The organism is Agrobacterium sp. MCAB5 (assembly GCF_052114365.1).
Taxonomy (GTDB): domain Bacteria; phylum Pseudomonadota; class Alphaproteobacteria; order Rhizobiales; family Rhizobiaceae; genus Agrobacterium; species Agrobacterium tumefaciens.
This window is the reverse complement of record NZ_JBFREP010000021.1, coordinates 20,096-32,037: the sequence shown is the minus strand read 5'-3', so window position 1 is coordinate 32,037 and position 11,942 is coordinate 20,096. Positions and strand designations below refer to the sequence as shown.

The following is an 11,942-nucleotide window of genomic DNA, read 5'->3' as shown; positions in this document are numbered from 1 at the left end:
GAGACGAATATTGCGCCAAGATCGACGGGAGTAGTGATCTGCGATTGAGTTTGATCTGCTGTTATCGGCATGATTGGCCTCCAGAGAGTTTTCTAGCGACCTCACTCTGCCATGGTGCAGGCCGCTACTCACCCCTGATGGGATCTCAACTGCCTAGCTTAGGCTTTGGAGGGCCGTGCACCCGAATGAGGTGCGAGACCACCTTGTTTGAAAGAGTGCAAAATGCATCCATTACATGAAAAGCATCGCGACCAACCTCCTTGATCGATGTCCGATCGAGGAGGTTGGTCTGAAACGACTACGCGTCGCTATCTGAACGGACAGCGTACTGCGCATACGCATCGAGCAAAATCTGCACGTATTCGGTGGTGCTTGAGGTCTGCTCACCCAAAGCTGGCCAGTGAAAAGGTATCTTCGACCACATAGTCTCCAACTCAATCTCGATACCGAGCTGTGCTGCAACCTTGATCGCCTGAGTTGGCTCCTTATGATCCGGCCACAAATCCTCTTCGAGCGAGATCCACACGTCGTTGTCTTCATCGACGGTGATTTCGGCCAGGAGCGCCCCCAATCGTTCGCTAACGTTCCTCGCGTCATCTAACAGTGCGCTTCTCATGAGAAGAACGATGTTGCGTTCGCTCAGCTCAAGTTTTGGACGGTCATCGACTACCTGGAAGTCGGGCCTGCTACTGTCGGATTTTGCTTTGGCGCCGATCGGCGGGAGCGACTTGCCTTCATCTTCGCACCAGAAAGCAGTATCGAAAATGTCGACTGGGGAAGCGCCGCATGCGGGGCAATGCCACAGATTTTCAGCTATCTGAACTCCAGAAATCTTCCCATCACAATGCAAGCAAAACCAAGTGTCGGAATCGCGGTCCCAAAGTGGATGGCGAGATTGGCCGTCCGCATCTGGCTTCGTTGACCTCCTTGGCCAGTCGGTAGCGATTTTGCCACGGACTTGCGCCATCCGATGATTGGCCAGGCTCAATGCTTCTTCGAGGAAGTCCGGATCGAACACGGGGCATTGGTCATCTGCTTCACCACTCGTCCGAACTGTTGGGCGCGCACTAGGGTTCTCTGGAACCGTCACGCTCCACCCGTCTCCCGCAATGATGACGTCATCTAGTGCCAGTTGTAGGCGATAAGTGTGACCCCTTATCTGGCCTCGTTCTGCTCTTTCAAGATACTCCCAACGACGCGCGATGGCGTCAGCACTTCCGGTCTTGAAATCCGCAGGTGAAACGTGACTCGCGACAATCGCTTCGATGCTCGCCATCTGATCGGGGCTTGGTACCCACCCACCCTTGTTGGCGGAGACTAGTTGGGTCCAATTGGCGTAGCCGAGGTGGACGGCAATGGAGTTGAACGCCTCATGTAGCGCTACCCTGGTGGCTCGGGCGTGACGTTTCGCAAGGAATTTAAGGCGGCTGATTTCTGCTGCTTCGGTCATATTCAGTTCCTGAATTGATCCGACCATGTGCCCGCTAATGGCCAGACCGTGCTTGTTGGCACAGTGTGACAATTCAGAGATGAAACGCTGACATAGCTTTGCGTGGCGGGCACACCGGCCCGCGTGTAGGGCCATCCCATGTATGACAAGCGGCCCGCCTTCGGTCAAGTGAAGACAATCGCAGACCAGCCAGTAAGACTCCTTTTCAACGCCGTCAGGATCTACCTGGACCAAGCGAAGGCCGTTCACATGTCAGTGCCAAGAATGTGTCGGTGACCGGGATGACACAATGACCGTTTGCCTTCGTGACCCGTGCGTGCCGGTGCATCTCGCGTTGGCAATTTAACGCGCGGGCTGATGTAAAGCTCCGCTTCGGCAATATCGTTAAACGTGTGAAATCGCCTAAGGCACTCGCGTGCAATTAAGGGAACCTCAAGTCTTCCTAGCGCATAGTCGAGCTCCATTGACGCGTTGAGCCATGACACTCGAAATTTCTCCCCTCGACATATTGCGGAGCGACCGTTGGCGTTCCGTACTGATGACGACCTATTCGCTGAGCCTGTCGTTCCTGGAAGCCGTGCCTCTTCAGGCGCTCGGCGACAATCGGCGCGACGTTACGATCCTGGCTGATGTCGAGGGCTACCGAGCCTCGTTGTCGGAAACTGGCGCGTCGAGCGCTGGGGTTGGTTACGACGTCATTCCAATCTCCGTCCTCGGTAGCGGAGTATTTCATCCAAAGATCACAATGCTCGCATCGCACGAGGGCGAACTGCGGGCTCTCATCGGATCGGGTAACCTTACGATGGGCGGCTGGGGGTTCAACACGGAAGTCGCCGAATACCTGAACCCCGAAACCGACCCGGAAGCGTTCACCGATCTGGCAGATTTCCTGCTTTCCCTTGGTGACGCCTTCGGGCAGGGCCGACTTCGATCCGACCCCTCCGCGTTGCCGCCGCTCCATGAATTTGCTGACCTCTGCCTCGCCGCCGGCGATCACAAGAGCGGTGGGCCGACCCGTGTGCTTCATTCAGTCAACCGGGCACTCGCACCCCAACTCGTCGAAATGGCAAAGGAACTCGGTGGCGCAAGAACGCTCACTGTCCTGTCGCCCTATTTCGGTGGCCCAAAAGCAGTTGTCGATCTCGCGCACAACCTCGGTTGCAAGACGGTCAATGTGTTCGTTCCGCCGAAAGTACCATTCTGGTTTGATTTCGTTACAGCCAAAACCCTGGGATTGGTGGCGCAGCCCGTTACCAGCGCGTCGTTCTCGGGCGAGAAGCTGTTGCACGCCAAGGCCTTCGACATCGAATGTGCCAGGGGGCGGCTGACGATTGCCGGCAGCGCCAACGCGACGGTCAACGGCCTGGGGCTTGGCAGCGTCGAGGTGGTTGTCGCAAGGGTATCGAACGGTGCGCCATGGCTCGGCTGGAGCCCTGCGGGATATCCGAAGGGCCTCGTCGGGGAAGGTGGCCAGGAGCCGCACCATACCGGGTCTCCATGCCTGATCGCGCGTCTGGATGGCGGCGGGATTAATGGCCGCGTCCTCGACGTCACCGCTCCGGAAGGAACCTGGAACGCCTCCTTTTATGCGCCTGGCCGATTCGAGGCCGTTGGCGCGGTCGAGCTGGCGGCTGATGGAAGATTTATGATCGAGCGAGCGAGGGTGGAAGCGGCCGTCTCTTCAGTACAGTTGGTACTGGTCCGAGGCGAAGAGACCGTGCGCGGTTGGCTGGTAATGACCGATATAATTGCTGCGGTTCGCGAGCGCGGCGCTATTGCGGAAGCCATGGCGCGTGCCGCTGGCGGCGCCGAAAACCCGCGTGACAACGATATCATTGCAGGCTTCTTCACCAAGCATCCAGAAGCCTTCTTGGGCGTCCACGAACCGATGGCGTCCGGGAGCGGTTCTCCCAAGGCTGACAAGGAAGAGACCACACAGTTGGTCCCGGCCGGAGAGCTCGGGCTTGGCGATGCCCTTAAGCCTGAAAACAACCGCGCTACGTCAGGCTTGGGCCAGTCTGCGTTCCAGAAGCTCATCGCGCGGTTCCGTCAAAGGATCACGAATGCCCCCCGGCGGGGGCAGGGGCACGGGCACGAAAACGATGCGGGGGAGGGCGGCGATGACGGACGCGAGGGAAGTGTCTGGTCGAATGCGGACCTATTAGCCGGGGCGATCGGCTCCTTCATGCGCAAGATCGACGAAACACCTGATGGACCAACCAAACGGGAGGACATCCTCTCTGTGCTCGATTTCATTCTCTATGGCGCTGACAATGTCGAGGAACCCGAACACTTCCTGAGGAGCCAGTTGCCCGCCTGGCGAAACTTGGCAAGACGCGCTGGACCAGCACTTAGTGGCTTGGATACACTCGACCGGTGTTATGCCGTTGCAACGGTGGGTCCTGGTATTCGCCATGCAAATAAGAGCGCCGAGATTCACAAGGCGTTAGAGATCTGGTTTCGTGGCGGATTGACCAAGGACCACCGGCAACTTCTCGAAAAGCCACCGACCGGCCATCGTGAAAGTCAGCTTGCCCCTGACGTCAATGCCATTGAGTGGAAGCTGGCCATCACCGGGATACTTTCCGCGCCGACGTCTTGGCAGCGCAATAGAGCCCTGCTAGCTGCGCTCGACGGCAAGAGTTCGATGCCCGATCTTTCGTCTGCCGCAAGTGCTGAGGAGATCGCTGCCTTCGGCAAGATCTGCCAGGGCCTCCTGCGTCGGGACACGGTAGTCGTTCGCAGTGACTGGACGAATTGCCCATCCTGCCACATGAAGCTTGCGGCGGTTGAAGCGGGTCGCCTGCGCAAGGGTGGCATCGCCAGCTGCCAAGGGCTGAAGTGCATCGCGATCATCGTCGACATCCAGCCGGAGGAGTCTTAAATGAACCAGCTGCTCCAGGATATTGACCTCGATTTCGCGACGGCGCCGGGTGCGCGGTTGGTCACCAAGCTTGCCATGAAGGACGGGGGCGTGGATCCGCTAGGCCTGCGCCAGATCAATCTCGACCTGATGGATCGGGCGATCCCGGGGATCAACAACACGACGGTCTTCATCCGTCCATACGCCTTCATGGCCTGGGCGTGGTGCAAGACCAACGATTTACTATCGAACGGCGGCAAGAAAGATATCGATTCCTCTGCGGCAAAGGACTTCGTTATGCGCCTCGAGGTGATTTACGCTTGGTCGCATATGCTGGCTGGCGGACGCGACCTGCCTGGGATGGCGGTATTGAGGAGTTGCATGCCGATGGAGGGCGGAGGGGCATTCACGTTCAAGGGCGCGACTTGGGAAAGCGTGAAGAAGAAGCGCCAAGCCTCCACCTCTATCATGGACGCAATTCAGTACGGTCCCTCGATCAAGGCGCTCGGATTTCTCGAGCAGACGTCGGTCACGGGCGTTTTCCGGCCGACCGAACAGGTCATGCCTGCTGTCCGCGCGATTGATGCAATTGTGTCCAGGTCTGCAGTGCGCCACATGTTCGATCCCAGTGTTCACACCTTCCTCCCAGAGGAGGTGCAGCCGCTCAACGACGAACTTCCGCCGTCGGAGCCGTCGAGCGAGGAACGCGAGGTCTTCCGCAGCCTGTTCGAACCGGGCCGAGAAACAGGCAGGACGGATTTCACCAGGCGAAACGACACGCTGGCGCTTGTCCTTGAAGCCATCGAAGCGACACCGGAGGGTTTGACGGTGCCGGAGCTGCGTACCGTTCTGGTATCAGGCGTGCTACCCGGCGGACGCGCGCTTGTCCGCGCCGGTTCGAACGATACCGGACTTCAGGCGACGTGGCTGCTGATGTCCTCCCTGCAAGTACGCCAGTTGCAGCGACTGGCGCTGGAAAGCATGCTTGTGTGGATTGAGGTAATGATCAAGTCAAACGGCGGATCGGCATCGACGGATGCCCTTGTTGCCATGGCACTCCGCCAAGCCGAGGTTTTTGATAAGGACTTGGCTGGCCCGACCGTCGGCAACCTGCTCACCGCGCTGTCGCAGCGTTGCGAGACCCACGGCTGGCCCGCCGCAGCCGCCAAGGGTGACACGGATCTGGTCGCATTGAGTGAAAAGCTGACAATCGCGCAGCGTGGCGCCCCGGGCAGCTACGAGACCATTCCAGGCCTGGCCCTGACTGCTCTTGGCTACGTACAGGCCATGTATGCGGCGCTGAAGCGAGAAGGCGCCGATGATGGCAGGTTCGGCGAATTGGGAGGGCGATCGGATCGCTTCCCGATATCGCTGCAATATCGGCGGCTCCTGTCCCTGGCCGAAGTGACGGTCGAAACCCTCTGGCGCGAATTGATCGAGACCTGGGTGATTGGCCAGCATGTCAGATGGTCGGTTGCGAGAAACGGTGATGGCACGCAGCGCTTGCGGCTTGCGCTCGGCGACAGCGGGTGGCTCAGGGTCCACAAGAGGTTGAGCGGTCCATTCGGGCCGACGCCCGACCGCCTGCTGTCCGCCCTGTCGCTCGCCGCGCAGGGCGGCATGATCGTTCGTGACGACACGAACGTGGAGCCGCAGTTTATGGCAGGCAGCTGCTGATCCGCCATCGCCGGCCGGATGCTCAACCAGCGGCATCGACCTCGATTGCTGCCGCGACCCGCGCTGTGAGCTCGGCGGAGATTTCCGAATAGAGATCGACGTCCTGGCCCTCGGCGGTGATCGAAATCGCCAAGGAATAACGGCCCTTGTCGGTCATCCGTTTCTGCCCGGTATGAGACTTCCACCAGCCGCTGACGGGATAGACTGCGATATGGTCGTGGCTTGCCAGGTCGACGGCATACCCGCGCCAGAGATCGCAATGCAGCGACCCGGCCTGTACTGCCTTTGGCCCCAGAAGCCAGTGGCTTGCCTCGGTTGCCTGCTTTTCCTTCTCCGCCGGCTGGTCTCCGTTCTCGATATCTGGTGCCTGATCTTCCGGTCGACTAAGGCGCAGGCGGAACTCGTCATCAGTCTCCAGCCGTTTCTTGAGCTCGAAACGAAGGCCGTAGGAGCGATAGGTGTCCGGCCGCGTCGCGGCGCGACCGGACAGGTTTGGCTCGATGAAGTAGGAAAGGGTGACCTTCATCATCACGACGGTATTTTCGAGGCCCTGCAGTGCAGCGCGCGGCCAGGGCAACTCATAGAAATGCATTTCGTTGAAGACTGCGGTTCCGCCTTGTCCGACGGCGAAAGGCTGGATTTCTGCTTGCGCCAGGAGGGTGGTATCATTGCGAGCTGAAGCGATCGCCCGGGACAGGTTCGGAACCCCGAATCCAACGTCGCGCAGAATGCGCTGCTTGTCGCCCTTGCTGCCAGTCCTCCAGTGCGCCCCGGTCCCGATCAGCTTCCGTCGAATTGGTGTTGGCCATTCAGCCGACTGCACGACAAGCGCTCGATACGTTTCGGGCCATAGATTGGGCAAAGCTGCCTTCAGGCGGCCGACGAAATTGCCGGCGATGCCAGTCGCAGCACTCGTCGCCCAGAACGGGACGAGCGGCTCGCCGGCGACATCCGAGCCGGTTCCAAGCAATGAAACCGCGGGGTGCCAGTCGCAATAACCTGCTTGGTCGACCATCATATTGCCGGCCTCGAACAGCACCTCCGGCTTGATCGGCGTCAGGTCGCCCAGCATGTCCTGCGACCCGGTGCTGAAGGGGCTCCTGTCATTGGCGGCCGCAAGCGGAGTGAGGTTTGGTGCATGCTCTGCCTTGGCCGTGGAACCGCCAATCGTCAACGCGTTCCAGCTCTGGGCGGGATCCTCGATGGTATGGTGCTGCTCGACCTGCGCCCGCAGGCCGCCAATGACATTGCCGCTGGCGACCAGCAGCAGCCGCTTCTCATGGTCTTTCGCGAGGATCTGGCTGTCCTGCTCTCCAGGCATCGATCCGGCGCTGATCTGGTCCAGGGCGCCGCTCCAAGATGAGGGGGCGTCGGGCGAGAAGAGACTGGTCGAGGATGCCACGCAGAAGCTGCGCGCCACGTTGGGCCGCTCGATCTCCGCGGTTGCGACCGCGGACTGGGTGACGATGCCATAAGCAGAAGGCCGGTTGGCCGGAAAGCCGTTGGGCGGCAGGAACTTGACCGACTCGACATAGTGCGTGAGCTGCACCTGCTGGTCGTCGTTCATGCGCCAGAAGAGATCGCCATGCAGGACCATCCCCGCCATTGGCGTACCGTGCCCGCCGTGGTGGTGATGATCATCCGTCCCCCATGCCGCGTCGATCGACCATGCGCCCCCCATCCCCTGCGCAAGCAGTGGATGCGCCGCGGCCACCCCGGAATCGAGCACGCAGACGGATGGGGCATCTTGCGGCGGTGCTTCGATCCTACCTGCCAGGTCGGCAACCCAGTCCTGTTGGACCAGGCCCGTCCCGCCGACTTCCAGGAACGGCTCGATCGTTCCTTCCGCCTTTCGGACTTCCCAGATGGCGCCTGGGATTCGTCCGAGGAACGACACGACCTGGCCAGCCGAACCATGCACGAACACGACCTCGGCGTCGGGAAACGACAGACACTCATTGTGCACGTCAAGACCCGATGCTCCGGCTCCTGCTATTAGGGCATTCGTCCGTGCTCCGGGCTTCTGTTCGGCCGGCTCCCTCACCCAGAGCTCCCACCATCGGCTCTCGGGGGCTTCGAAGTCGATCGTACCCGAAAACAGGCTGCGAGCCTCCGCAGTGCGGACGGTCTCGATCGGTTCAAACTTAGGGACATCGGGACGCTTGCGATTGCCGAGATCTTCCGCGCCATAGGCGCTGATGCGGCCAAGAAGATAGTTCCTTGCGTCGTCGGGGACGAAGAGGACGGAGCGCTCGGTGCGATCCTGCTGTCTCTCGGATCTCAGTACCACGATGTCCTGTGCGGGGTAGTCCAGTGCCGGGGTCTTCGTCGCCCCCTGCCTGGGCGACCCGGGGACCATCGTTTCCAGCTCGACGATTGTCCCGCGCTTCTGGTCCGCGATCGCGAGCCGCTGGTCGTTGCCGGCCGCCGGTAGTGCTCCGAGTGCGGCCGTCAACTGAGCTGTTAGGGATTGCGCATGGGCGTGATAATCATCGCGACGCGGCTTGCGATCCTGGGGGCGGTTAGGAAACTCGTATTGTGCCTCGACACGAAACGGCTCGAAACGGATATGCGCCAGCTCGTGCGCTGAATAGTCGTCACCGTTCGCCATCAATCCCCCATTTGATCAGCGTTGAGCGTTCAAGCGTCCCTTGAGTGCCTGGCGATCGTCCAGCGCTCCACGCAAGGCGGCCGGTGACAATGTCTTCGCGCCTTCGAGGATGGCATCCTTGACGATAGTGTCGGCGGCCCGGACGAGTTCGGCCTGGCTGAGGCCCTTTGTAGCCGGTTCCACGTCAGACCACGTCTTGTCGGTTAGCTTCAACGGGCGGAGCCGCCGCGATAGCAGCGTGCGGGCGGCGTCACCGCTCGGCACGTCGTATTCGACGATCTCGTCAAAACGGCGCGCGAGAGCGCCGTCCAGGATCTCGGGATGATTGGTGGCAGCAATCACGACGCTGTCGGTCGCGTTGGGCTCTTCCATGAAAGTCAGGATCGAGTTCAGGACGCGGCGGATTTCGCCAACATCGTTGCTATCTCCGCGGACCGAGCCGACGGCGTCGAACTCGTCGAAGAGGTAGACGCCGCGCGTCCTGGCAATCTGGTCGAACAGCAAGCGCAGCCGGCTTGCGGTCTCCCCGAAGAACCGGCTGAAGAGCGAATCCAGGCGAACCGTGAACAACGGGAGATGAAGCTCTGCCGCCAAGGCCGCCGCTGTCATTGTCTTCCCGGTACCCGGCGGCCCCACGAGCAGGATATGCGAGGCGGGAACCTGACCGTGGTCGCGCAGCAATGCACGCTCGGACTGCTGCCGCACGACCCGGTCGAGGCGAGCGCGGATCCGGTCCGCCAGCACCATGCCATCGAGCCCGGTCTTCGGGTAGGCGCTCTGGACGAACTCCAGCAGCTCGCCACGTGGCCGCGCCATTGGCACAACGGATTGCGTCTTGGGCGCGTCGCTGACGCGGTCTCGCAAACGTTGGACGATCCGCTTCAGCTTTTCGGCCTCGACCGCGTTTCCGCTGCGTGCCTCCTGGGCCGCGACCTGCAGCGCGATCGACAGGAATTGGTCTTCGTCGCCGGCAACATGGGAGTTCAGGAGTGCGATAAACTGCTTTGCCGACATCTGCACCTCCCGTGATATTGTTGACGGCTACTGCGTACATCAGTGCACGTCAGATTGAGAATGAATATACCTTAGATAAGGTTTCCAAGCTATTTTCGCCGAAGCGCGGAAACCAAGGCGAATTCGCGACTGCGTATACAAAACCAGGTGCCGAGGCAATGCGGCGATTGCCCATGTCTGAACGCGCCTTGTGGAGCGGAACACGACGTTGGATTTGAAACGCCCCACAGCAGCCGCCCGCCGGCTTACGCTAACAGATTCCATGAAACCCTTATTAAGTAAATTCAGAGTGATAGGCGCTGGAGCTACGCGCTGTCGGTTCGATTCCTTTCAAGGCGAAGGATTTTGCACACAATTGCTCCGTTTCCTCTAGGAGACTTTGGGCTATGGGATCAATGTGACCAGAGACGATCGATCTCCACGGTCCGCTATATTCCAAGTCGCCGCCGACAGCCGAGCGGCACAAAGCCGCCCGGTGGTCTCGTCAGCGTGGACTAGGTGTCGAGATCGGCACCCGTTCGGTCTTGGGTATAGGCCATGGCGACCAGCGACACGGTTGCGCAAGCGATGATGAAGAGCGCAACGGGAACGTAGCTGCCGCTATATGCGGTGAGCATGGCGGTTGCGATCAGCGGCATTGGACCGCCCACCAGCGCTGCCCCGACCTGATAACCGAGCGACATGCCCGTGTAGCGAATATCGGGCGGGAAGGCTTCGGCCAGTACGGTTCCGATCATCGCACCGTAGGTCGGCCATATGATTCCGAGCCCGACGAAGATTGCGATGCCCACAAGCACAATCGAACCCTGATTGAGCATCCAGAAATACGGGAATGCCCAGAGGATCAGCGCAATCGTTCCTCCGACGAAGACCTTTTTTCTTCCTATCTTGTCTGAAAGACGCCCGAAGACCAGCATCATCGGAAAGGCAAGCAGGGAAGCCAGCAGTACCAGGTTCAAAATCGTGACCTTGTTGTAACCCAGGCTGACCAGATAGGAGATCGTGAAGGTGGCGTAGAGGAAGAATGTGGATGTTTCCACGAACTTTGCACCGATGGCGACGAGCACTTCGCGTTTATGCGTCCGGAACGTTTCAAACAGGGGAACCTTCTGCGCCTTCTGGGAGTGCAGGACGCGGCGGAATGACGGCGTTTCGTCTACGCGGTTGCGAATATACATGCCGACAAACACAAGAACGATGGAGAGTACGAACGGCACCCGCCAGCCCCAGGACAGGAACGCCTCGTCGCCAAGCTGATAGCCGAGGAAAGATGTCACTGCGTTGCCGAGCGCCAGACCGAGAACCGCTCCGGTCTGAGGGACAGCTCCGAAGAATCCTCGCTTGTTCCGCGGAGAATACTCGACGGCCAAAAGGACTGCCCCTCCCCATTCTCCGCCAAGCGCTATCCCTTGCAACAGGCGCAGAAACGTCAGCAATATGGGAGCGGCGATTCCAATTGTTTCGTATGTCGGAAGCAGCCCCATCGCAACGGTCGAAAATCCCATCAGGCTCAACGTGACGGCAAGGGTTTTCTTGCGCCCGATCCTGTCGCCGATATGAGAAAAGACGATGCCGCCGAGCGGCCGGACAAGAAAGGCGAGCGCAAATGTGGTCAGCGCCAGCAACTGGCTGACCACCGGATCGGTCGATGGGAAAAACAGCTTGCCAAACACGAAAGCCGACATCGTTCCGTAGAGGAAGTAGTCGTACCATTCGATAGTCGATCCGACCGCTGAACCCATGAGGGCACGGCGGCGATCCGTATCCGTTACCTGATCTTCCTTTCTCGTGCTCGTATGTACCGTGTCACCTGCCGTTGTAATCGTCATTCGTTCCTCCCATTGATCGTGTTCAGTCAGCCTCGCTCCTCAGAAGGAGGCTTCAAGCATCGTTATGTAGTCTGCGGACGTGGCGTCGCGCGGATTGGTTTTGTGACTGTGATCGGCCAGCGCTCCGGTGACGATCCGCTCGAACAGGTCTCTGGTCACGCCGATCTCTGAAAGGCTGGTCGGCAGGCCGATGGCTTTTGTCATCGCCTTGACTGCGCTTTCAATCTCGTCACCGGAGTTCAATCCCATCGCCTGCGCAATGTGTCGGTACTTGTTCTCGCTGGCCGATGTCGGTGCGGAGCGGTTGAAATCGATTACCGCCGGCATGAAAATGGCGTTGAGCGTTCCGTGGTGCAGCGTGGGGTTTCTTTCAGAGAAGTCAGAACGTCGGTCGTTGCACGCGCCGCCTGATTGATCTCTGTTTCCCATTGAGCTGTTTCTTGAAAACGGGTGCCGATTTCGCGCGGGCTCTTTGCGACGTTGCGATAGATTTCAAGG

At 59.8% G+C, this 11,942-nt stretch carries 7 protein-coding genes; 2 read left to right on the top strand and 5 right to left on the bottom strand.

The features are described from left to right. Positions 1 to 298 precede the first annotated feature (298 nt). Entirely contained in the window at positions 299 to 1,450 is a 1,152-nt protein-coding gene (locus AB4Z23_RS26610; protein WP_441361082.1) for a hypothetical protein, read from the bottom strand. Between the two features lie 478 nt (positions 1,451 to 1,928). Between AB4Z23_RS26610 and AB4Z23_RS26605 the strand changes: the two genes are divergently transcribed. Both AB4Z23_RS26605 and AB4Z23_RS26600 read left to right on the top strand, forming a co-directional pair. After that, positions 1,929 to 4,334, top strand: coding sequence for a hypothetical protein (locus AB4Z23_RS26605; protein WP_441361081.1), 2,406 nt, complete (start codon positions 1,929 to 1,931; stop codon positions 4,332 to 4,334). Further along, entirely contained in the window at positions 4,335 to 5,990 is a 1,656-nt protein-coding gene (locus tag AB4Z23_RS26600) for a hypothetical protein (RefSeq protein ID WP_441361080.1), read from the top strand. Between the two features lie 22 nt (positions 5,991 to 6,012). On the opposite strand, the gene AB4Z23_RS26595 is transcribed toward AB4Z23_RS26600, so the two are convergent. The 4 genes from AB4Z23_RS26595 to AB4Z23_RS26580 form a co-directional block, all read right to left on the bottom strand. Then, positions 6,013 to 8,601: a S8 family peptidase gene (locus AB4Z23_RS26595; RefSeq protein ID WP_441361079.1), complete on the bottom strand. Its 2,589-nt coding sequence runs from the start codon at positions 8,599 to 8,601 to the stop codon at positions 6,013 to 6,015. A gap of 15 nt (positions 8,602 to 8,616) precedes the next feature. Beyond that, entirely contained in the window at positions 8,617 to 9,615 is a 999-nt protein-coding gene (locus AB4Z23_RS26590; RefSeq protein ID WP_441361078.1) for an AAA family ATPase, read from the bottom strand. Between the two features lie 494 nt (positions 9,616 to 10,109). Then, positions 10,110 to 11,444 (bottom strand): MFS transporter, encoded by a 1,335-nt coding sequence (locus tag AB4Z23_RS26585; protein ID WP_441361077.1) that lies wholly within the window; start codon positions 11,442 to 11,444, stop codon positions 10,110 to 10,112. Positions 11,445 to 11,483: 39 nt separating this feature from the next. After that, positions 11,484 to 11,873 (bottom strand): hypothetical protein, encoded by a 390-nt coding sequence (locus AB4Z23_RS26580; RefSeq protein WP_441361076.1) that lies wholly within the window; start codon positions 11,871 to 11,873, stop codon positions 11,484 to 11,486. Between the last annotated feature and the right edge of the window lie 69 nt (positions 11,874 to 11,942).

Coding starts and splice junctions, on each gene's coding strand:
- AB4Z23_RS26610 (WP_441361082.1), bottom strand. CDS start 1,450: ATGACCGAAGCAGCAGAAATCAGCCGCCTTAAATTCCTTGCGAAACGT.
- AB4Z23_RS26605 (WP_441361081.1), top strand. CDS start 1,929: ATGACACTCGAAATTTCTCCCCTCGACATATTGCGGAGCGACCGTTGG.
- AB4Z23_RS26600 (WP_441361080.1), top strand. CDS start 4,335: ATGAACCAGCTGCTCCAGGATATTGACCTCGATTTCGCGACGGCGCCG.
- AB4Z23_RS26595 (WP_441361079.1), bottom strand. CDS start 8,601: ATGGCGAACGGTGACGACTATTCAGCGCACGAGCTGGCGCATATCCGT.
- AB4Z23_RS26590 (WP_441361078.1), bottom strand. CDS start 9,615: ATGTCGGCAAAGCAGTTTATCGCACTCCTGAACTCCCATGTTGCCGGC.
- AB4Z23_RS26585 (WP_441361077.1), bottom strand. CDS start 11,444: ATGACGATTACAACGGCAGGTGACACGGTACATACGAGCACGAGAAAG.
- AB4Z23_RS26580 (WP_441361076.1), bottom strand. CDS start 11,873: ATGGGAAACAGAGATCAATCAGGCGGCGCGTGCAACGACCGACGTTCT.